This is a genomic window from Myroides sp. 1354 (assembly GCF_030324495.1).
Lineage (GTDB): Bacteria > Bacteroidota > Bacteroidia > Flavobacteriales > Flavobacteriaceae > Flavobacterium.
Window position 1 is genome coordinate 1 of the sequence record NZ_JACAGN010000007.1, and the last position, 23,096, is coordinate 23,096.

The 23,096-nt window shown below is 34.4% G+C and carries 22 protein-coding genes and 1 other RNA gene; 5 read left to right on the forward strand and 18 right to left on the reverse strand.

The window, feature by feature from the left end:
- From HX004_RS08815 to HX004_RS08845, 7 genes are all read right to left on the reverse strand, one after another.
- The coding region (locus HX004_RS08815) for a phage tail-like protein (protein ID WP_502888474.1) at nucleotides 1–485 on the reverse strand (485 nt) is incomplete at its 3' end.
- Between the two features lie 36 nt (nucleotides 486–521).
- Nucleotides 522–2,483, reverse strand: a complete 1,962-nt coding sequence (locus HX004_RS08820; RefSeq protein WP_286442124.1) for an OmpA family protein — start codon at nucleotides 2,481–2,483, stop codon at nucleotides 522–524.
- 11 nt (nucleotides 2,484–2,494) lie between these two features.
- On the reverse strand, nucleotides 2,495–3,427 hold the full coding sequence (locus HX004_RS08825) for a PorP/SprF family type IX secretion system membrane protein (RefSeq protein WP_286442125.1): 933 nt from the start codon (nucleotides 3,425–3,427) through the stop codon (nucleotides 2,495–2,497).
- 12 nt (nucleotides 3,428–3,439) lie between these two features.
- Nucleotides 3,440–4,756: a T9SS type B sorting domain-containing protein gene (locus HX004_RS08830; protein WP_286442126.1), complete on the reverse strand. Its 1,317-nt coding sequence runs from the start codon at nucleotides 4,754–4,756 to the stop codon at nucleotides 3,440–3,442.
- Nucleotides 4,757–5,182: 426 nt separating this feature from the next.
- Nucleotides 5,183–5,857, reverse strand: a complete 675-nt coding sequence (gene mnmC2, locus HX004_RS08835; RefSeq protein WP_286442127.1) for a tRNA (5-methylaminomethyl-2-thiouridine)(34)-methyltransferase MnmC2 — start codon at nucleotides 5,855–5,857, stop codon at nucleotides 5,183–5,185.
- 7 nt (nucleotides 5,858–5,864) lie between these two features.
- On the reverse strand, nucleotides 5,865–6,311 hold the full coding sequence (locus HX004_RS08840) for a hypothetical protein (RefSeq protein WP_286442128.1): 447 nt from the start codon (nucleotides 6,309–6,311) through the stop codon (nucleotides 5,865–5,867).
- Nucleotides 6,312–6,318: 7 nt separating this feature from the next.
- Nucleotides 6,319–6,831, reverse strand: coding sequence for a DUF4920 domain-containing protein (locus HX004_RS08845; RefSeq protein WP_286442129.1), 513 nt, complete (start codon nucleotides 6,829–6,831; stop codon nucleotides 6,319–6,321).
- 513 nt (nucleotides 6,832–7,344) lie between these two features.
- Between HX004_RS08845 and HX004_RS08850 the strand changes: the two genes are divergently transcribed.
- Together HX004_RS08850 and HX004_RS08860 are read left to right on the forward strand one after the other, a co-directional pair.
- Entirely contained in the window at nucleotides 7,345–8,418 is a 1,074-nt protein-coding gene (locus HX004_RS08850; RefSeq protein WP_286442130.1) for a branched-chain amino acid aminotransferase, read from the forward strand.
- Between the two features lie 314 nt (nucleotides 8,419–8,732).
- Nucleotides 8,733–9,839, forward strand: coding sequence for a hypothetical protein (locus HX004_RS08860; protein WP_286442132.1), 1,107 nt, complete (start codon nucleotides 8,733–8,735; stop codon nucleotides 9,837–9,839).
- 41 nt (nucleotides 9,840–9,880) lie between these two features.
- On the opposite strand, the gene kdsB is transcribed toward HX004_RS08860, so the two are convergent.
- Together kdsB and HX004_RS08870 are read right to left on the reverse strand one after the other, a co-directional pair.
- Nucleotides 9,881–10,618, reverse strand: a complete 738-nt coding sequence (gene kdsB / locus HX004_RS08865; protein ID WP_286442133.1) for a 3-deoxy-manno-octulosonate cytidylyltransferase — start codon at nucleotides 10,616–10,618, stop codon at nucleotides 9,881–9,883.
- A gap of 68 nt (nucleotides 10,619–10,686) precedes the next feature.
- Complete coding sequence (locus tag HX004_RS08870) at nucleotides 10,687–12,126, reverse strand: ATP-dependent DNA helicase (RefSeq protein WP_286442134.1); 1,440 nt, start codon at nucleotides 12,124–12,126, stop codon at nucleotides 10,687–10,689.
- A 131-nt stretch (nucleotides 12,127–12,257) separates the two neighbouring features.
- Between HX004_RS08870 and HX004_RS08875 the strand changes: the two genes are divergently transcribed.
- Together HX004_RS08875 and rsmD are read left to right on the forward strand one after the other, a co-directional pair.
- Entirely contained in the window at nucleotides 12,258–13,049 is a 792-nt protein-coding gene (locus HX004_RS08875; RefSeq protein ID WP_286442135.1) for a DUF3822 family protein, read from the forward strand.
- Nucleotides 13,046–13,618, forward strand: a complete 573-nt coding sequence (rsmD, locus tag HX004_RS08880; protein WP_286442136.1) for a 16S rRNA (guanine(966)-N(2))-methyltransferase RsmD — start codon at nucleotides 13,046–13,048, stop codon at nucleotides 13,616–13,618. Before HX004_RS08875 ends, rsmD begins: the two co-directional genes overlap by 4 nt.
- A gap of 49 nt (nucleotides 13,619–13,667) precedes the next feature.
- Here the strand turns inward: rsmD and HX004_RS08885 are convergent, their stop codons facing one another.
- From HX004_RS08885 to HX004_RS08895, 3 genes are all read right to left on the reverse strand, one after another.
- Complete coding sequence (locus HX004_RS08885; RefSeq protein WP_286442137.1) at nucleotides 13,668–14,750, reverse strand: M12 family metallopeptidase; 1,083 nt, start codon at nucleotides 14,748–14,750, stop codon at nucleotides 13,668–13,670.
- Nucleotides 14,751–14,977: 227 nt separating this feature from the next.
- Nucleotides 14,978–15,293: RNase P RNA component class A (rnpB, locus tag HX004_RS08890), an RNA gene on the reverse strand.
- A 64-nt stretch (nucleotides 15,294–15,357) separates the two neighbouring features.
- On the reverse strand, nucleotides 15,358–16,197 hold the full coding sequence (locus HX004_RS08895; protein ID WP_286442138.1) for a 1,4-dihydroxy-2-naphthoyl-CoA synthase: 840 nt from the start codon (nucleotides 16,195–16,197) through the stop codon (nucleotides 15,358–15,360).
- A gap of 270 nt (nucleotides 16,198–16,467) precedes the next feature.
- Here HX004_RS08895 and HX004_RS08900 point away from each other — a divergent pair, with 270 nt between their 5' ends.
- Nucleotides 16,468–17,652 carry a serine hydrolase domain-containing protein gene (locus HX004_RS08900; protein ID WP_286442139.1) on the forward strand — a complete coding sequence of 395 codons (1,185 nt, stop codon included), beginning with the start codon at nucleotides 16,468–16,470 and terminating at the stop codon, nucleotides 17,650–17,652.
- Between the two features lie 130 nt (nucleotides 17,653–17,782).
- Here the strand turns inward: HX004_RS08900 and HX004_RS08905 are convergent, their stop codons facing one another.
- From HX004_RS08905 to HX004_RS08930, 6 genes are all read right to left on the reverse strand, one after another.
- Entirely contained in the window at nucleotides 17,783–18,466 is a 684-nt protein-coding gene (locus HX004_RS08905) for a potassium channel family protein (protein ID WP_286442140.1), read from the reverse strand.
- A gap of 13 nt (nucleotides 18,467–18,479) precedes the next feature.
- A complete protein-coding gene (locus HX004_RS08910) occupies nucleotides 18,480–20,270 on the reverse strand; it encodes a TrkH family potassium uptake protein (protein WP_286442141.1) in 1,791 nt (596 codons plus the stop codon).
- 2 nt (nucleotides 20,271–20,272) lie between these two features.
- Nucleotides 20,273–20,647, reverse strand: coding sequence for a DUF3037 domain-containing protein (locus tag HX004_RS08915; protein WP_286442142.1), 375 nt, complete (start codon nucleotides 20,645–20,647; stop codon nucleotides 20,273–20,275).
- A complete protein-coding gene (locus tag HX004_RS08920; RefSeq protein WP_286442143.1) occupies nucleotides 20,634–21,428 on the reverse strand; it encodes a HipA family kinase in 795 nt (264 codons plus the stop codon). Before HX004_RS08920 ends, HX004_RS08915 begins: the two co-directional genes overlap by 14 nt.
- Nucleotides 21,429–21,580: 152 nt before the next feature.
- On the reverse strand, nucleotides 21,581–21,979 hold the full coding sequence (locus HX004_RS08925) for a hypothetical protein (RefSeq protein ID WP_286442144.1): 399 nt from the start codon (nucleotides 21,977–21,979) through the stop codon (nucleotides 21,581–21,583).
- A 120-nt stretch (nucleotides 21,980–22,099) separates the two neighbouring features.
- Nucleotides 22,100–22,522: a hypothetical protein gene (locus tag HX004_RS08930; RefSeq protein ID WP_286442146.1), complete on the reverse strand. Its 423-nt coding sequence runs from the start codon at nucleotides 22,520–22,522 to the stop codon at nucleotides 22,100–22,102.
- Nucleotides 22,523–23,096: the final 574 nt, after the last annotated feature.

Genomic DNA, 23,096 nt, shown 5'->3' on the forward strand with positions numbered 1-23,096 from the left:
ATCACAACTGCTACACCTGCTTCATTAGTATAGGTGTATTGTCCGTTACCTGATGGATCTTTTACTAAGGTGGTAATTATATTTAATTTTTCAATATCAATGAACACAAAATTATCTTCCGTATCATATAATTTCAATAATCCGTCTTCTACTACAAATTTGCTATTAGTAGGAAAATCTAGCACTTTATCATCGATTTCCGTCAACAGTCGAGTCCAACTATTTTTCTTCCAATAGTAATAACCTGGCTTTACTATTCCATTATCAGTGGTATTATACACCAATAAACTTTCTACATTACCACTGATTATTGTTTTATCATCTGTAAGGCTTTTTAGAGCGATTTGAGGGATTAAAAGTCCTCGTTTATCAGAAGAAACCTCAAGTTGTGCAGATGGGTTCGGGATAGCCGTACCTATTCCAACTTGAGCATAACTTATTGCCCCAGTGCAAAAAGCACCGAGTAAAATCCATCTCTTTTTCATGTGATTAGCTATTTTTAAATTATGTTTTGCTGTTTGTTACATTTCGAGAATAATAAATTCACTACGTCTATTTTCTTGGTGTTGTTCGTCTGTACATCGTACACCATTGCTACAATTGTTTAACAATTGAGTTTCTCCATACCCCTTTCCAGTCAAGCGACTTGGGTTAATACCTTGTTCAATCATCCACTTGATTGTTGCTTTCACTCGACGATCGGATAAAACGCGATTGTACTCGTCATTTCCTCTACTATCCGTATGAGAACGAACATCAATTTTCATCGAAGGATATTCTTTCATGACCTCTACAACCTTCATCAACTCAATCGATGCATCTCTACGAATATTCGATTTATCAAAGTCAAAGTAAATAGGTTTTAAATTGAGTCTTTTAAATAAATCATCATACAAGCCCAGTGGTTTTTCCGTTTTTTCTAAACCTACATTCACGGTTTTAACTCCTGGCTCTCGATTTACATTAAAAGAAACTTCTACAGTATTATATAATTTTTTTTCTGCTTTAATGCGGTATTTATAGCCACAATCTAAAAGTGAAGTGATGTAATATCCTTTATGATCTGTATACAATGTATCTGATTTTTGATATACAGCATCTGAAACGATAATTAAAGCATTCGCTAATAACTCATTCGTATCTTTATCGTATACCGTACCTTCGATATGTTGTTTACATGGTTTTTCAGCAAGGAAATAAATATCATCCGTTGCTAATCCAGTTGCGCGATTAGAACTAATGAACCCTTTATTTTGTTTGGAATCCAAATAGAATGCGAAGTCATCCATACTACTGTTAATTGGCGTGCCCATATTTACTACGGGACCAAAACTTCCATTAGGATACAATTTGGCAACAAACACATCTAATCCTCCCAAACCAAGATGGCCATCAGAAGAGAAGTATAATTGATAATCCGAAGATATAAACGGAAAGCTCTCTCTTCCTGAGGTATTAATAGAAGGTCCTAGATTCTCAATCGAGCCATAACCTCCATTTTCATATAAAGCTATGCGAAACAAATCAGACTGTCCGACTGTTCCTTTTCGATCAGACGCAAAATAAAGCCATTTATCATCTGGAGTTAAGGCTGGATGAGCTGTATTAAAATAATCCGAATTAAACGGCAACTCTTCTACTTGTCCCCATGTTCCATCTAACTGCTTTACTGCCTTATATATTTTTAAAACTGAGGTTTTATCTTTGTTTTGCTTGCTTTTTCCACTCGAATTGGAATTATTTCGAGTAAAGTACATCGTATTGCCATCTTGGGTAAAAATAGCCGTTGCATCATTAACGTTAGAATTAATTTCAGGTGCAAAAAGCGTAGGTTCACCAAATCCTTTTTGATCTATCTTGGAACTATACAAACTTGTATAGCTTTCGTTTGTCCAAGAGTGAATTGCCTTTCCACTTTGATGTTCTGTTGCTCGTGCTGAAGTAAAGACAAATTGATCCCCAAGAAATGTACCTCCATAATCGGAATATGCAGTATTAAAATCTAAACGCTGAATATCATAGCGATCGGCTTGATTTTCAATATGCGATAAATAATCTCGGTTTTTATTATACAACGCTACTCTCGAATCCTGTTGTTCTAAAGAGGCAAACTGATCCATCATTTGTTTGGATTTGGCATAGTCTTGAACCGATTTTAGTGTTTGCGCATAGCGATAATAATATTCCGAAGGTAGTTTCTCCAGATTTTTATCCTCGTAACTATCGTCAAACAATACTGTATACCATTTATTAGCCTCTACTAGCTTACCGTTGAAATAGTAAGCATCTGCCAAATTTTGTAGAATTGACGTATTGACATACCCTTTAGCTGCGATTCGTTCATATACCTTAATTGCATCAACATAAGCCAATCGATCAAAGCTCTTGTCCGCTTGTTTTTCTTTATTGATTTGACTATAACCCGCTGTATTCAAAATCAAGGCTATACTAAATATTCCAAGTTGTATTATCTGTTTCACCATACTCGTAAAGATTAGAAGAACCTTGGCGCAGCAATGCGCTTATAGCTATTAAACAAAGTAAATCGCATAAAAATCTCATGAGATCCAGAATTATAACGAGCCAGTTTAGACGTTTCCGCATCATAACTATACCCCACCATAATGTTGTCTGAAACTTGGAAACCAACCATTCCGCTCACTGCAGCATCCCAACGATAGGCAACTCCAGCTGTAAACTTATCCACAAACATAAAATTGGCAGATACATCCACTTGAAGAGGAGATCCTTGCTCCATTTTTACCATAGCAGCAGGTTTAAATTTGATATCGCGATTCAAATCAAATACATATCCTCCAGTCAGATACAAATGCATCTTTTCACGCATTGTTTTGACATTGTTGTCATCATAACGAGAACGCGTCAATAAAGTAGGTACAGAAACTCCAACATAGGCCTTGTCTGAATACAAGAATAATCCAGCCCCTATATTGGGAGTAAATTCATTTTTAATATCATCTTCTGCGACAGGATCAGTTGGATTGTAAATATGTAGTTTACTGTAATTAACATCTAATAAATTAGCTGATCCTTTTATTCCGAATGCCAATTTATAATTGTAGTTTAAATTTACGGCATATGACAAATCAACAGATAGGGTATTATCGTCCATTACCCCTAAATGATCATTGACAAAATTCACCCCTAATCCCAAACCAGATTCCCCTAAAGGTGTATTCACTGATAAAGTTGCTGTTTTAGGAGCCCCTTCAAGTCCAACCCATTGGGTACGGTACAAACCAAAAATATTCAACCCTTCTCTACTCCCCGCATAAGCAGGGTTAATATTCGAATGGTTATACATATACTGTGTATATTGTGGATCTTGTTGCCCATACGATTGTTCCATACAGAACAATCCTACTCCTCCAAGAACAACTATCTTTATTGTGTTTTTTAGTCTCATTTATTTCAGGATTTAATTGGTCTCTAAATGTAAGTTTGCCGCCTTCTTAATCATGCGACTGCCATTTGCATCTTTGTATTCATAGGTCACTACATAATAATAAGTTCCACTTGGTAACTTTTTACTTTTATCTACTGTAACTTTTCCCTCAGAATATCCTGTAAACACATTTGAACTTCCATCTCCATACGGATCATACCCTGTTGTTTCATATACCTTTATTCCCCAACGGTTGTAGATTTCTACACGGTTATTGGGATATTTTCTGATATTATCAATGAGAAAATAATCATTTTTACCATCACCATCTGGTGTCACTAAATTGTAAATCACCACATCTCCTTCCGAAATCCAATTTTGTTTTACTGTTGCTAAAGTGAAATATCCAAAATCTTTAATCTCTGCTACTGTAGTTACTCGTTTTGACGCCATATCTACCACTCCGCCTTCATCTACCCACAATTGCTGTTTAGCATCCCAACGCACAATATGTAATTCCTCCTCTGCATTTTCAAGTAATTCTGGAGGTGTAGTCTCTTCATTCCAATCTAAACTTAATACGACCATGTGAGGTTGTTTCAAATTCCCTTCTAATCGCCAATACTCATTTTCATTTAACTTCTTGATTACACCAGCCGTCTTTTTATGTGCTGTAAAAAAAGGAGCATCTTTTAAATAATATTGACCAACAATAGTAGCCTTAATATCATCAGGTGCACTAATCAACGCTGGACGAAAGTAATTTTTATCTCCAATAGGATATTCAAAACGATCATTTCCTCTTTTCTCAACTGATCCAGCAACAAAACTTTGATTCCCTACATTTGTATGTTGAGCACCTGCTAAAAAAGTAACCATACCATTAGATAATAAAGTAGTTTGATTTTTTGTTGGATCTACGTTTATAATTCCATTTTTAAAATTAGCCACCCCAGCAATATCGATGTTGTTTTTTAAATCAAAAGCTTCTCCATCCATCTCACTATCAAATTCAACATTGTAAAACGAAGACAAGCTATTTCCAACAATGCGCTTAGCCAACGTAGCATTAGTTAAAATAAAATAAGTTGAAGAGCTTTTCATAGCCGAAGAAATTCCATAATAACCATCATTCGTAAAATCTTGATAATAATACACACTGCCATCATTTATAAAATGACCTGAAGGTGTATTAGTAAAATCAAAACGGGTAGACAAAATGGTTTCTGGACGGACACTGAATAGCCCTATATTAATGAGTTGTATATTCTCTGATCCTTCTTGTCCATAAGATAAACCATGAACACAGACAAGCAATAATGAGGTTAATTTTAAATAATGCTGACTCATATAAGTTTTATTTAATGATTGGAATTCGCTTCTATGCCTTAGTATTCTTAGCTGTATTCAACATATTGAATACCTAAATCATATCTTAATTTTAATACATTAATATTAAAATTCACATAAATTTAAATAAAAAAACAAACAAAACCACAACAAAACAAAATAATAAACTAAAGTTAATTTAATAATAACACTAGCGAATATTGTTTTTTTAACCAAAAAAACAATAAAATAAATAAAATAAGTCCCAATAAAGAAAACAATACAACATTATTGTTTAAAAAATGATTTTATCATAATTCTATTTATTTTTAAAATAAATAGAATTCTACCTCAAGAATGTTAAAATATAAAAATCATCGAATTAGCGATAAAAAAAAACACCAGAAGCGTATTATGCTTCTGGTGTTTTTTTTTATCAGTTTATTTTTATTCACTCTTATAAGCGAGTAACATTTCTCTTTTTCCAGGTGGACCAGGTACAATTTCAATAGTAAATCCAGCTGCTTTCATATTCCTCTTAATCGGATTTCGACAGGCATAAGTTACCAAAACGCCTCCTTGTCTTAAACTGTTATAAGCCGTTTTAAAAATAGCTTCCGACCACAAATGAGGTTGAAATTGATACCCAAAGACATCAAAGTAAACAAGATCAAAATCATTACCCTGCAATTCAACCGTTTCAAATGTAGCCTTTAATTTATGTAATTGTATTTGTGGATGTAACAAAACATCCTCATTCCAAGGAGCTTGGTGTAAAGCTTTAAACAATTCTTCTCCCTCCTTAAATTCTGACAATAAAGTTGGAAACGTCAAGAGCTCGTATTCTTCTTGTATCAGCGGAAACGCCTCTATCGAATGATAGACAATTTTTTTGTGATTGGGTATTGTTGCTGCCATAGTTAGAAAAGCATTCAACCCGGTTCCCAACCCAAATTCCACTATTTTTATTTCTTCTTGGTTCATAAACTTCATCAGGCCCTGTTCAATATAAACATGGTTCGATTCTTGTATTGCTCCGTGAATAGAGTGATACGTTTCGCCCCATTCTTCTACTTCCAAAGAATGAGAACCATCTGAAGTAACTATAATCTTTCTCTTCATTATTCAATTAAGGAATCCATAATTTTTTAATTCTCGGTATAGGTCCACCACATTTCTTTTGATGACAACTTAAACAAGCTTCTACTATAGCATTGAATTTTTCTTTCGTTTGCTCCTTGGGATTGGCATAAAACGCTTCTTCAACTTGAATAAAAGCTTGGGCTTGTGTTTCAAAAAACAAATCTTTATCGGAAGGATCTGTCATCACTGCGGTAAATAAACGCTGATGTAAACTAGGCATAGCGTCATCAATCGTTACCCCCTCGAGAATTCGTTGACGAATCCGTTGATTATCTACATACATTTGCTCCATCAATACAGCCATTTCTGACATTTCATACAGTTTAAACGTATTTTCTGTCTGGATTGGCTTGGTTTGTTCTTCTACTTGGTTTTCTTTTTTACAACTTACACAACAGACAAGTAGAGACAAAACGAGTCCTAGTCGAAACATTCTTTTCCTATTTAGCAATTGCAATTCCATCTGCTTCGAATGCATAGGTTACTTTGGGTTCTGTAATTGCTGCAATTTCAGCTTCACTTTTCCCAGCATCTTTAGCATAGTGTTTTAATTCATCAACAGAAACAATAGATACAAAAGCTTTTCCTTGCATCACAACTTCATGTCCTGCTGCATTCATAGGCGCAAAAAATCCATAATCCTTAAAGCGCACAAAACTGCTTTTCTCTTGATCCAAATCAACTTGCATCCAACATCCTTTTTTCTGACATACTTCCTTAATGGTAGAAGTGAAGGCTACGTGTAAGGTATCTCCTGCTTTTAATTGGTCAAATTTTTTCCACATATCCTCTTTAGACAAAACAGGTTGTTTTACATCCAAATCTTGTCCAAAAGTTTCATATTCTGTTGCAGGAACTGTTGCCACTTCTTGTTCAACTTGTTGTTCTTGTTTCTTTCCGCAACTAGTGGTTGCTAAAGCTAGTAAGCCTAAGGTTAATACGAAATATTTCATCTGATTGTGTTAATATATAGTTCGACCAAAGATAATTAAAAAACAGAGTGAAAATAAAAAGATAAATCCACAATGTATTTGGTTCCTATCCTCACTCTATTTCTAAAAAGCAAGTAGCACAACCTAAAACAGTCTAGCAAACAACAGCATAAAGCAGTGATAAAAGATTCTATTATTCTCATTAACCTCAATGAAAATAAGACAAGTATTACTTCAATTCACATCATATGTAGAAATAAAATATACTTCTTATTGGATATCAGGCATTATTTTGTCTAAGTAAATCAAAAAAATAAACTAAAAACGAAGAGTTTACACAAACAAATTGAAAGTATACTAAATTTTCCCAAGTTTTTTTTTGATAATATAATATTTTATTCAGCTACATAAATAATCTACAAATTAAATTGAGAAATAGCGACTTTTTTTGCTATTTTTGTAAGGCAGTAAAATCAAAAACTGCTAGAACGTTTTATTTTAATACAACAACAACTTTTAAAAAAATACTATAAAATGAGTTTAGAAACAAAATTTGAACTTTCTATTGACAAGATAGAAAAGTCTAGAGTCGATTCAATTGATTTCGAGAATGTAAAATTTGGATCTATTTTCACGGATCACATGTTGGTTTGTCATTATAAAGATGGGAAATGGGGAAAAGTGGAAATCAAACCTTATGGACCGATGAGTTTCGCACCTTCAATTAATGTTTTCCACTACGGACAAGCTATTTTTGAAGGAATGAAAGCATACAAAGATAACAACGACGATGTATGGTTATTCCGTCCACGCGAAAACTGGGCTCGTTTTAATAAATCTGCAGAGCGTATGGCTATGCCACACATTGATGAAGAGCGATTTATTGATGGTTTAAAAGCACTTTTAAATTTAGATAGAGAATGGGTAAGAAAAGGAGAAGGAAACTCTTTATACTTACGTCCATTTATGGTTGGTACACACGAAGGTGTTGTTGCTGGTCCATCTAGCGAATTTATGTTCTGCGTAATTTGTTCTCCTGCTCGTACATACTACTCAGGAAAAGTAAAAGTACAAGTTGCTGAGCACTATAGCCGTGCAGCTAACGGAGGTGTTGGGTACACTAAATGTTCAGGAAACTACGGGGGGCAATTCTACCCAACTCAATTAGCACAACAAGAAGGATACCAACAAGTAATCTGGACAGATGATGCTACACATACAAAATTAGAAGAAGCAGGTACAATGAACGTATTCTTCAGAATTGGAGATACTTTAATTACTGCTCCAACTAGTGAGCGTATCTTGGATGGTGTGACAAGAAAAAGTTTAATTGACATCGCAAAAAGCAAAGGAATTAACGTTGAAGTTCGCTCTATCGTAGTTCAAGAATTATTGGATGCTCACGCTAAAGGTGAATTATTAGAAATCTTTGGTGCTGGAACAGCAGTAACAATTGGACAAATTGAAGGTTTTGCTTACCAACAAAAATACTACGAATTGCCAAATGTAGCGGATGAAAATTCTTACGCTATCTTATTGAAAACAAACCTACAAGGTATTCAACAAAAAGCAATTGAAGACACTTTCAACTGGACAGAAAAAATATAATGATCCTTTTAGGATACAATTTCAAAAACGGCAGGCATCCTGCCGTTTTTTTATGCGCTATATTGATGGTTTTTACTTATTTTTGCTAAAATCTTTATTATGTTTACACCAGGGCAAATTCAATTCGCGCTTTTCTTTATCGTTACCTTTACCATAGTATTAATTATCATGTATCGTAAAGACCTTAATCTACATCGAAAATATTACAAAAATCGATTGTGGATTTTACTCGCGTTTCTAGCCTTTATCGGTTCCTTATTCATTCTAAAGAATGTACTTAAATAATTTATAATCCTAGGTGTTGACTGCTTACTATGAAAATTCTCAAGTATTTCCTACTCCTTATTACCTTACTATGCATTTCGCTTATTGTTTTTGTATTAACACAAAGTGGTAATTTCAAAATAACGAAATCCTTTGAATTGGATGCACCTCAACCTATTGTCTATCAATATATTCAAGAATTAGACAATTGGAACGATTGGATTGCTACCGAAAAATTACCCAATGGAGTTTACGCCATTGATTTACCGAATATTGGTTCCTATCAGATTAGAAAAGAATACGAAAAACCCTTTGATAGTATCTCTCAAGATATTCTATATGACAACAAATTGTCTAATATCATTTGGCGTTTTAGTACCGTAGGTCAAAAAACAAAAGTAGATTTTTCCTTTGAAGGTACTATCGATATCAAAACAAAAATTCTTACTTTCTTTTCGGGATCACCAAACAAAGTTGTAGGGGAAGCAATGGATAACAGCATCAATGCTCTAATTGTTTTTTTTATCAAACAATATAAGGAATATGATTTAACAACAACTGGACTTACCAATAAAGCAGCTTTGCGTTACATCTATTTAGATGGAACTTCTGACTATACGGATATCAAATCCTCAATTGAGATTTTACACGCCAAATTATCAGATTTTTGCACCACCAATAAGATTAAAGTTGATAGCACACCTTTACTTATTTTTGACAATACACCATTAACGCAAACACTATCCTTTCAATACGGATTTAAATTACACGATTCAATCTTCTTAAATGAAGAAGAACAATTTAAAATAGCAACTTTGGAGGCTAATTCCTATTTTGAAAGCACTGTATCGGGTTACTATTCTCATTTGCCAAAAGCTTTAAGAGAGATTCGACCGATTATCAGTAAATCGGAAGTATTTACCAATAATCCCACAGGAAAAATGATTGTAGAATTGAACCAATCCTCTTTCAACAATCGATTGCCTTCTTCGTGGAAGACAACCATCCTGATTCCTGTTATCAAAAATCAACAGCCTACAACTGTCAATGATAGTATAAGACGTACATATCGCACTTATTCAGGAACACCAAAAGAAAATCAAACAACAACAGAAATTCCTCCAGTCACTACTGTACAAGAGGAAAACAACGGATAAAAAAAAGAGAATCTAATTTAATAATTAGATTCTCTTTTTTTTTATAATCCACTTGCCAATAGAGTTTTGGCGCGTTCTAAATCTTCTGGTGTATCAATTCCCACACCTACGTGTTGTGTGATTGCCATTTTGATGCGTTTACCATATTCTAAATAGCGTAATTGTTCTAACTTTTCTGTCGCTTCTAAAAACTTCATCGGCCAAGTGGTGAATTCCAACAAGGCTTCTCTTCGAAACGCATACACACCAATATGTTGATAGTATTGTACTGCTGTTTCTTTATCACGGGGATAAGGAATAACTGAACGAGAAAAATACAAGGCTACTTTATTTTCGTCTACCACCACCTTTACGTTATTGGGATTTTCAATCAATGCCCAATCGTGAATTGGCGTCATTAAAGAAGCTAAGTCAATTTGTTTCGCATGATCTTCTTTGAAAATTTGAATCAATTGCTCCAGATTGTCCTTATTGACAAAAGGTTCATCCCCTTGTACATTAATCACGATATCCGCTTCTATATCCGCAACTGCCTCTGCAATGCGATCACTTCCGCTTTCGTGCTCTTTTATACTGCGAACCACTTTTCCTCCATATTGCTGAATCTCATCAAAAATCAAAGGTGAATCTGTTACCACAAAAACATCATCAAAAAGTCCTGTGGCTATTGTTGCCTCATACGTTCTTCGAATAATGGTTTTCCCTCCTAATTCTTGCATCAATTTAGCAGGAAAACGCGTAGAGGCATAACGAGCCGGAATTACCGCAATTACTTTCATATTGGTTTTATTTAGTGAATCAAAGATAAGGGATTTCAAGAATTACCACTACAATTTATTTTAAGGAATCAATCCAATTGCTCTTCAAAATATTCCTCTTGAAAACCAATTAAATACAATTTACTTTTTGCACGGGTAATTGCAGTATACAACCAACGCACATAATCTTGCGTAATTCCTTCTGGTAAATACGGTTGTTCAATAAAAACCGTATCCCATTGCCCACCTTGAGATTTATGACAAGTGACTGCATACGAGAACTTCACTTGTAACGCGTTGAAATACTCGTTTTCCTTTACTTTTTGATTCTTTTTATACTTGGATATTTCGTCTTCATAATCCAGTAATACTTCTTGATACAAGCGATTACTTTCCTCATACGTCAAAGCAGGTGATTCACTCGTCAACGTATCTAGTAAGATAACTGTATCAAAAGGAGCCATTTGATCATAGTCAATCATGCGAATACGCACTGATGCAAATCGGAAACCATACAGTTCTACTGTTTTATAAATCTGTAGAATTTCAATAATATCTCCGTTCGCTAAAAAATCGGTTACGGTCGAATCTTTCAACCAATAGTAGTTATTTTTAACCACCATCAACAAATCTCCAGCAGCGATTTCACTCTCTCGATCTAAAATACGCATACGAATCTGCTGATTATACGCATTGGCTCGTTTATTTGAACGCACAATAAACATGGTTTCCTCTGGACCAGCATTGGAATAAGAAGAAAAGATAGCATCTTGAATGTCGTAACTGTCTGTCAGCCGTATGATATCCTTAAAGCCATAAAGATTAAACTGAAAAGTATCCATAAAATGAGAGTCCAGCAACATGCGTAATTCCGTGGCATTATAGAGAATTCCCGAATCTTCTTCTTGACGCATAACCTCATCCAATTCAATGTGCTGAATCGGCATATTGTAGTGAAAACTCAACTGATCAGTATCCAAAGCAGGACTTACGGTCATATTGATTGGCGGAAGCTGAGCAACATCCCCGATGAGAATTAACTTGCAGTTTTGACCCGTATACACATAGTAAATCAAGTCATCCAAAAGAGAACCATGAGGATACATACTGCTATCTCCTGCGGATCCATCGCCAATCATCGAGGCCTCATCCACAATAAAAACAGTATTTTTATGTTTGTTCTGACGCATGGTATATTGCATACCTCCTCCATTTTTCAATGGCTTTGGATAATAGATATACTTGTGAATTGTAAAGGCAGGACGCTGTGCATAACTACTAATGACTTTAGCAGCACGTCCGGTTGGAGCTAACATAACCGCGTATTTCTGAATGGAACGCAACTGATTGACTACAACAGATAACAAAGTTGTTTTTCCCGTACCTGCATATCCCTTTAAAACAAACAACTCATCTTGTTGGTCAGCTGTGATAAATTCTGCTATTTTTTGTAAAAATATATCCTGTTTTAACGTCAGTTCGTACGGAAATTGATGTCGTAATACCTTGTAAAATTCAGTTCCTCTCATGTTCTAATTCTCCTAAATACACCTAAAACATCAAAGATACTAAGCTTTTTAGCCCAAGACTAATATACTCCCTTAAAATTGTTTAAATTTGTCTCTCGCATTCGCTGTTAGAAATTTAGTGTGCAAAAACTATGGAGCAAAGCTTACAAAAACTTATCATTCAGGTTTCCCTTCAGAAATTTACGTTTATCATTCAAGAGATTGAATCGAAACAGATTCACCATTTTGCTTCAGAAGGATTAAACCAAAATAGAACAATTGAAGATCAGTTGCAGAGTCTCTTTGCTAAACATGAAATTCTAACTTCTTCTTTCGAAGATATTTTAGTTTTACACGACAGCAACCTCAATACATTTGTACCTACAGCTTTATTTGATGAACAGGCATTAGGATCATACTTACAATACAATACCAAAGTATTTTCTACTGATTTTTTTGCTTTTGATGAATTGACAGACAAAAAAATCAACAATGTGTATATTCCCTATGTGCAAATCAACAATTTTCTATTGGATCGATTAGGCGCATTTACCTATCAAAATATCAATACAGCTTTAGTTGATTATCTATTAGATTTATCAGCGCAACACAGTGAAATTGAAGTTTATGCCCATGTGCAAAAAGATCACTTCGAACTTATTGTTGCCCAAGAAGGGCATTTAATTTTGTTCAATTCCTTTTTGTATCATACAGCACAAGATTTTATTTATTATCTCTTATTCGTCTATGAACAGCTAAAATTGGATCCAGAATTGGTTCCATTAAAACTGCTAAGTCGGATCGAAAAAGAAGATAGCTTGTTTGAACAGGCCTATACCTACATCAGACATATCGAAATTTTGGAGGAACAAGCCTTAGTTGCACCTTCCCTCCTCTTGCATTATCAAGTACCCAAACAACATTATATTTTATTCCATCTATGAGAATTATTTCAGGAAAATTAAAAGGAAGAAAGCTTAGCCCACCTAAAAACTTACCTGTTCGCCCTACAACAGACATGAGTAAAGAAGCCTTGTTTAATATTTTAAACAATCACTTCAATTTCTCAGAACTGCAAGTCCTAGACTTGTTTGCAGGTACAGGCAGTATTAGTTATGAATTTGCTTCAAGAGGCGTGGAAAATATTGTCAGTATTGATGCGGATTATGGTTGTGTCAATTTTATCAAAAAAACAGCAAAGGATTTTGACTTAAATATTGTGCCTTACAAATCAGATGTTTTTAAATTTATAGAAAAACACCAAGGAACATATGATATTGTTTTTGCGGATCCACCCTATGATTTCTCCCAAGAGCAATTTGAAAAAATAGTTACAGATATTTTAGAAAACAACATCTTGGATGAAGAAGGAATGCTGGTTGTCGAGCACTCTAAATTTACAAAACTAGAGCATTTGCCTCATTTTTCTTTTGAGAAGAATTACGGAGGATCTGTCTTTACGTTTTTCGAATACGCATCAGATGAGGATGAGGACGATACAGAAGAAGAATAAAAAAATCCACACCTTAAAGGTGTGGATTTTTTTATTCATAACTAGCCGTTTACTGCATCGGTGGTTTTCCAGTCCCATCCCAAATTGGGGGTTCACCATTTAATTTTCGCTCTAAATTATCACGTTCTAGTTGAGTCATCAATGAATTATCACTTTTATAAACTTGATTATCAATTAAAATTCTCGTTCCACTTGGATTCCTTTTATAAGGAATATAATATGTATTAACATAGCTCCTATCTAACTCAGATAATTGATTATTATCAAAGAAAACGGAACCATTTTTTTTAGTTAGTGTAGGCTCTCCATTTATGCTAAAAGCATAAGAATCATATAACATGATTGAATTAAAATCAAATGCTCCTAGTGTTAAATAGTTTTGGGTTACTCGATCAAAATTATGTCTATTTTCATTGGCTATGTTCGCAACATTTACATCAATATACGCATCTCGATCGGGTCTAGATTGCTCATGAAATAAACCTAAAGCATGTAAAATCTCATGCATTATCGTTTTTGAATTAAAGGATACTAAATTAATTATTTGTTGTCCGCCAACACTGCCTATTTGAGAATTATTGACATTACTACTATAAAAAGTAATATAATTATAATTAACACCTAGACTAGGATTACCAGTAGGTTCACCTGTTGCGTTATAAAATCTAACATTCGTTAGTTCTTCCAATTCATTCATCGCCTGCTGAATAGCAGCTATCTGAAGTGTATTCAAGTTAGAATCAAAAGTAAATCGAACCATTGCCCAATGGGTTCCTTGTGGCAATGCAACAACTTTAGTGCCATAAAAATCTTCCAGTTGTTTTCCGCTTTCCAATGGTAATCCCAAAGGAACTATTCCATATTCAGGTTTAAAAACTCCCTTATATCTTGGTTTATTTTTAAATGCAAAAACATCTCCATATTGATCTAAGCCTTGTAGTTGCTTATCTGACAATACTAAATCCCCTAAATAAACATACTGATTATCCGTTTTTTCAACACGGGCTCCTGATGTTAAAGTCAAAACTTTTGTATTTTCATTTTTGTCATAAACTAGATGTTTCTCTTCTTCATAAGTTGAGCAACGAACATAAACGAGAATCAATAAAAAAAGTATAATTATCTTCTTCATAACTCATTATTTTTTAATGTTGATATTTATTCTTTTCTAAAAATAGAACAAAAAAACACAACACCCTGAAAAACAATTGAATATAGTAAGCAATAGATGATTTATATTTTATTTTTTAAATACTTTTTTTAGACTTAAGTAATTTGCACATCAAAATCTCAAGTATACACAAAAAAAGATTGACTTGCATTCAAGTCAATCTTTTTATTCTTGTGCATTGATTTAAAAATAAATGCAGATCTATAAGCCGGATTCTGTATGCACCGAAGTGCACCCTTATCATTTATCCAGGCCATCAATTACTCAATGGCTCTATCTGCCTACCCCTAAAGCATCGGGCGAGCAGCCCTCAAACGCTAAATATACATGGCATTTCACCGTATAGAGTTTACCTGATTTCACTACAGCCTTACCTGTACATCCTTTCTGTTGCACTTGTCCTCACGAATTACTTCGCGGATGGGTGTTACCCACTATACTGCTCTATGGTGTCCAGACTTTCCTCTCGTTTATTGCTAAACCAGCGATAAGGCGATCTGCATAAGACTGCAAAAATACAGCTTTCCCCGAGAATGCGGATAAACTATTTACTTTATTTTTTTATCTATTATGGAATCCACTTTTTAGGGAAATTCGGTTTGCGTTTCTCTAAAAACGCATTACGTCCTTCGATTGCTTCTTCTGTCATATAGGCTAAACGAGTCGCTTCTCCTGCAAATACTTGTTGCCCTACCATTCCATCGTCTGTCAAGTTCATCGCAAACTTCAACATTTTGATTGATGTTGGTGATTTACCTAACACTTCTTGTGCCCATTCATAGGCTGTATCTTCTAACTCCTCATGTGGAATCACCGCATTAACCATCCCCATTTCAAAGGCTTCTTGAGCAGAATAGTTTCTTCCTAAAAAGAAAATCTCTCTTGCTTTTTTCTGTCCGACCATTTTGGCCAAATAAGCAGAACCATACCCTCCATCAAAACTCGTTACATCAGCGTCCGTTTGTTTGAAAATAGCGTGTTCTTTACTGGCTAAAGTCATATCACAAACCACGTGTAAACTATGTCCTCCACCAACAGCCCATCCTGGAACTACAGCAATAACTACCTTAGGCATAAAGCGAATTAATCGCTGCACCTCTAATATATTCAAGCGATGCATTCCATCCTCTCCTACATATCCTTGGTGTCCTCTCGCTTTTTGATCTCCACCACTACAGAAAGAATATACACCGTCTTTCGGTGAAGGTCCTTCCGCAGAAAGTAAAACTACGCCTATAGAGGTATCTTCTTGTGCATCGTAAAAAGCGCGATACAACTCACTTGTTGTCTTAGGTCTAAAAGCATTTCGAACTTCTGGTCGATTAAACGCAATACGCGCTACTCCATTACACTTTTTATAGGTAATGTCTTCAAACTCGATTGCCGTTTTCCATTCTATCTTACTCATATCTTTTACTATTTGTGAGTAAAATTACTATTTTTTTACTTCATATCTAAACAAAGACGCACAGAATCCCATTCTAACTCCTCCACCCCCATTATACAAAATTTAAATCGCCAATCTTGCATTTATCCTTTTAAAAAAGACGATAAATTGTGTTCTTTCTATTTTTTTCATTTGTAATCTGAAAGTTTAGCTAGATTTTTCTTTGATATTCGATAACTTTTATTAATTTGGTTTTTTCTTTAAAAAATCCCTACAAAGACAGTAAGACTAATGAATACCAAACTCGCAATCTCTTTAGTTAGCTTATTAGCTTTCGCTTCTTGCAAACAGCAGCAGGATGCTACTATGGATTTAGCCTTGAATATGCCTATCATCAAAGAACACAATGTCTTTATTGATAAGCCTTATGAAACTTCATTTCAAGAACTAAAACCGGAATATATCCTTGAAAAAGGACAAAAAATCGAAGATTTTTACAATCAATATATCAAAAAAAGTGGTTATACAGGAAGTTTTTTAGTCGCGCAAAACGGCAAAATTCTATATGAAAATTACTCTGGATATGCCAATAAAAGACAAAATGAGGCCATTACCGAAACAACACCTATTCACGTAGCTTCTGTAGGTAAAGTAATTACAGCCGTCACTATTTTGCGCTTGGTACAAGAGGGGCTTTTGAGCTTAGACCAGCCCGTTTCAGAAATTATTGATGGCTTTCCACACGAAGATATCACCATACGTACATTACTAAGTCACCGTAGTGGCTTAAAATACTATGGGTATTACCCAAACAAATGGACAAGTCAAAATGTAATTACCAATGATCAAGTAATTGAAATAATCAACAGTAAAACGGTTAGTTTAGATTTTAAACCCAATACACGTTTTACCTATAGTAATACTAACTACGTTGTTTTAGCCTCTATTGCAGAAAAAGTAACAGGAAAAAAATTCAAACAAGTGGTCCGCGATTTAATCTTTGACCCTTTGGAAATGAACCACAGCTTTGTCTTTGATGATATTACACATAAAAATCAAGTAACCCAATCGTATAATTCAAATTATCGCGAAATGCATTGGGATTATATGGATGGAACGTATGGAGATAAAAATATCTATACCACGCCAAGAGATATGCTTAAATTAGATACAGCCCTGTACTCAGATGATTTTTTAAGTGCCGACTTAAAAACACAAATGACAGAAGGCTATAGCTTTGAAAGCAAAGGAACACGCAATTATGGTTTAGGTTTGCGTCTAATCAAAATGAAGAACAACAAAAACTACACCTACCACAACGGCTGGTGGAGAGGAAACACTTCTTCTTATATTCGCTTAGCAGATTCGAATGCTTGTATCATTCTCTTTTCAAACAAATATTCGAAATTAACGTATAAAACAATAGATTTATCTCACTATCTAGGAGATTATCCCGTTGGAAATGTAGAGTTGTAATGTAAATTACAACTCTTTTTTTTACACTATATCACATTGACATATGCAATATAAGAATATCGCAAAGGGTGATGGGTACTAAAGGGCGAATTGCCATAAAGGATAACTAAAGGCGAATTGCCATTCGCCCCTACTCGCTTAAAATGCGTTTGATATCTTTGTTGTCTCCATAGATAACCATGATATCGCCTTTGTGCAATACTGTGTCATAAGATGCTATTCCTTGTACTTCGTGTATTTTTCGTTGTGCACCAAAGAAATTGCGTTCTTCTTTTACTTTCAGCGTAGTTAATACCACTAAATTATAATTGGTTCTAAATCCTATTTCTCCAAGTGTTCGATTGGCAAATCGATCGGATATTGTAATTTCAACAATACTATAACGCCCATTAATTTCATAAGAATCAACCACTCCTTTTATACAGAGTTTCTTCGCCCAACGCTCTGCTGTTTCTTCTTCTGGATGAACAATTTCATCCACGCCAATCGCTTGCAATACATTTTCGTGCAAGGGCGTGATCGCGCGGCTAATTAACCGTTTGACATTTAAATTTTTTAATACAGCAGTTGTCATGATATTGGCTCCTTGATCTTCTCCTATGGCAACAATCACGATATCCGTATTAGCCAAAGGTAATCCAGCCACCAAATACTGATCCGTTGAATCCAAACAAATGGTATGAGAGACCTTATCTTTATTTGCGTCAACACGAGCCATATTCTTATCAACTCCAATGACTTCATTTCCTTGTTCGGTTAACTTTTGCGCTAAAGAAGCTCCAAAATTCCCTAAACCGATAATTATATATTTCATCCTAACTTTTCTATTAGTTAATCAAAATTTCTTCTGTTGGATACCTGTAATTGGTTATCGTTTCTTTTTTGCTAATGGCAATTAAAAGGGTCAAGATACTCACCCTTCCAACAAACATGAGCATAATAAGCGTTACTTTACTTGGATCGGCTAATTTTGCTGTAATACCTGTACTTAATCCCGCCGTACTATAAGCGGAAAACGCCTCATAAGACAGGCGAATAATATCGATATTCGGTTCAAAAAAAGTCAGAGCAAATAAAGCAATTCCAATGATGAACAAAGATAAAAAAATGATGGCAAAAGCACGTCTCACGGCAGATTCATCTACTTCTCTTCGATTGATTTCAATTCGCGTTTTGCCTTTCATCAAGGTCCATATATTCAATAATGCAATAGCAAAGGTTGTTGTTTTAATCCCACCTCCCGTGGATATTGGAGAGGCTCCAATCCACATCAACAACATGAGAATTAAGAAAGTCGGAACAGTAAACAAATTGTTATCTACTGAAGCAAATCCAGCAGTACGCGGTGAGGTAGCGGTAAAAAAGGCTACAACTACTTTTCCAAACCCCTGGTGTTCTGCTAGCGTATTGTTGTATTCCAAGCAATAAACGAAGGCAGTTCCCCCTACGATTAATCCTGCCGTTGTAATTAAAATAATCTTTGTACTTAAATTAATTACGCGAGGGACATATACACTAGCCTCTTGTATACTAAACGGCAGCAATCGATTAACGATTAAATGCTTGATGTATTTGTACACATTATAAACGATGGGAAATCCTAATCCTCCCATAATAAACAAACCAGCAATAATCAATTGCAGTGGATAGTTAAACCGATATTCTAAGGTATATAAATTTTCAGGCAAGGTTGAAAATCCAGCATTACAAAAAGCAGAAACGCCGTGAAAAATGGCAAAAAATACACGCTCAAATAAGGAATCAAACGCTTGATTTCGAATACTGATAAAGATAGCAATCATCCCTATAAATTGAATAATTCCCGAGATAATCATAATGCGTTTTAAAGTACCAAACACATCCCCTAATTTATCAATAGAGGATACATCTTTTAAAACCAATTGATTGCCGTAAGAGGCTTTCCCCCTAAAAAAATAACTAAAATAACTAGCAATAGTCATGATTCCCAATCCTCCACATTCCATCAAAAAAATCATCACCGTCTTTCCAAAAAACGTAAATTGGCTGCCAATATCTACAGTGGATAATCCTGTGACACAAACAGCACTTGTTGCAGTAAACAACGCATCAATATAGCGTAAACTCCCTGGCGTTACTGTAGCCTTGGGGAAAGAAAGCATAAAAGCTCCTATGAAAATAATCAACAAAAAACTGACAATAAACAACTGAGGAGGCGTGAGTTTTGTTTTCTTTAAATTGAGCTGTAGCATCGAAAACTCACGTACAAGCATGATAAATACAGCAAAGAAAATAACAGCATTACTGTCAAAAAATTGACTTGTATGTTCAGGTTGCCAACGAACAACAACCAGTGTCAAAAATAAAAGTACACTAAACACATCGAAAATCTTCACCCCTAAACTAGGAAATTTATTTTTCCGAAATGCTTGATAATACCGATAGAGAATAATGACCATGCCAAAAGTCAAACACACATTGTACAAATGGTGTAAATGGCTGTGATAATCATTGAGTGTATTAAATCCCAAATCAAAAATTAGGACAAATAAAGAGATAAAACTAAGTAAGAACGGCAAGCGAACTAAAAAGTACTTGATTTTATTTACAACGACATCCTTGAGATAAAATAACGGCATAGTTACAAGACTAATTCTTCGAAAAGTTGATTAAACGTTTGGTCTGCATCTGCTGTCAAACCGCAGTGAGTAGGTGAAACTTGGAGACAAGAACTCTTTGTTGCAGCCAACCAGCGAAAGCGTTCTGCCGCATCAAATTCCGTAATGGGACTTTCCTTTGCTTCTGCTTGTGCAATAGCAATAAACGCTTGGATATGCTTTTCTAGCACATCCAAATCAATTTCTGTAGCAAAACAGGCTAACTTTTCTCGATTTAAAAAATACTGTCCTCGTAGGGCTCGCTTCTGTTTACAAAAAAGTAAAAGTCCAATGTTAATGAACTCTCCACGTTCTACACGAGGAACAAATCGAATCACTGCATACTCATATACCAACATGACGTAACTTTTTTGCTTCATTAACAAATAGGCTCGCATGATCGCGTCTGAGTTTTAAAAACTGATAATAAACAGCTCTTATTTCTTCTGGACTTAACTCCGACTCTTCCCAAGTTAACCAATCCACTGGAATTTGTTGCACAATATCTTGTAGAACTTCATCCGTGAGTATACGGGTAAACGCCTCATTTACCTCATCCAACTGAGAGGCTTTTCTCAATAATACATGGTCTTTAATCAACGTAAAAGGCGTCAAGGCACTTTTCTCCCAATTCGTAAAAGAATGATGGAAATAAAAAGAAGCTCCATGATCAATCAACCACAATTCTTTATGCCAAACCAACATATTGGTATTGCGAAAAGTGCGGTCTACATTTGTGATAAACGCATCTAACCAAACGACTTGAGACGCTAATTTTTCCTCTACTTCATACGCTTGGGGATCAAAAGTCAACGCTCCGGATAAAAAGTGTAATCCCAAATTCAATCCTTGACTAAACTTCAATAGGTCTTGAATTTCCTCATCTGCTTCTGTTCTTCCAAAAGCTTCATCTAAAGTTGCAAAAACCAATTCAGGTACTGGTAAACCAAGTGTTTTAGCCAATAATCCGCCTAATAATTCTGCAATTAAGGCCTTTACCCCATGACCCGCACCGCGAAACTTAATGACATATTTAAAGTCATCATCCGCATCTGCTAAGGCTGGTAAAGATCCTCCTTCTCGCAAAGGAGTGACATAACGTGTAACCACTACACTTCTCAAACCAAGTGATTCATTCATGAATTTGTGTTCTTATTTATTCCAAGACTTGTTCAACTAAAAGTAAGCTTTCTGTTGGTTTTTGCCAAATCCCTCTTATTTTAAATGTAAAAAAGGGATAAATCCCTTCTTTCTCTTTTTTTGTAAACTAGATGTATGGACTGCTAAACAGCCTATTTCATTGTGATCTTAGCATTAGTCAAAATTTTTCTCAACATCCCTTGTTGTTCTTTGGTTTTTAAGTTGAAGATTTCTCTTACTTTACCATTATTCAATTTAACGACTGCTTTTGTAGCTAATCCTCTAGGCATTTTCACATACTTAATTGCGACCTTATCCAACTGTTCTGCTGCAGTTTTAGTTAAAAAGTTTTTATAAGCTAAAAACAAAAAAACAGCTGCGATAATACAAAAAACATAATCCATTTCTTTAGGACTCTTCCAATCCGCCATAAATAAACGAATCAAAGACATTCCTAAAATAACAGCAGACATCAGACGAGAAGAAGTCAATCTTCCCTTGTAATTATCCTGAATAATCAATTGTTTGGTCTCATTATTAAATGATAACATACGTATATTTTTTTGGTTGTATTCAATCTAGCAAAGTTAAGTATTTAACGCTCAACTTGCGCTTTTTTAACCTTTTTACAAGAGATTCTCTCTCTTCTCTATACAATTTTAAATCTCCTATTATCCTTGAGTAAAAATAGCATCAAATACAGCGAGTGGTCTATCGTCATTTTGACCCAGCAATTCCTTTAACAATGGAATATATCCCTTGTACAATTCCGCATATTCAAAGACAATTTGCTTATTCTTTAGGATATAACTATCGTAAAAACACATATCCACTTGACCTATTTTATTGATTACGCCTATTTTTAAATACGGATGATTTCGACTAAAAGAAGCAATTTTATCCTCCAAAAAGAAAACAGAAAAATCAAAATCTGTCCAGCATATTTCATCGATATTAATGGATAACAACAACAAAGAATTCTCTTCATAAGCAACATATTCTATTGTTGCAAAAGGGAATAAAGTTTTTAATTCAATTGTAAAAGCTTGCTTGTTTTCTGCATGCAATACAATAATAACATAAAGGATTTCCATAGACTAACTTCTTTTACTTAAATCTAAGCAGTAAAAATGTTAATTCCCTCTTTTTAACCTTATGAAATGGTTATGTTATTATTATGGGAATGAAGAAACCGTGAATCCTTTTTTTTCAAACACTTAAGCTCAAATGTCTGCTTCTTTTTTTGGTATAAATCTCTATTAATAAAATTTACCCCAATACAATAGAGATTATTTCCAATTTTAAACATACTTAAAAATTTTATGATAAAATAGAAATACACCTACTCAACAAATCAACCCTATGAACACCTGGATTTAATTTACATTTTATTTTGTTTTTATTAAGAAAAAATTAGGATTTTAAAATAAAAATCTTTTCTTTTGATAAAGAAATAATACTATAAAACAAAAATAAAAAACTATAAATCAATTATTTAAACAAAAATATTGCTTTTAAAAAGCAAAATGAAATTGATAAAATGTAGGTCATAACAAAAGCTTTCTCCAAGCATACAGTAGTTTTTGTCTCAAATAATAATCGAGTAATCACAGAAATTTCCCTTTATTTCTCAGCAAATAAAAAAGAAAATCGAACAATCATTGATAA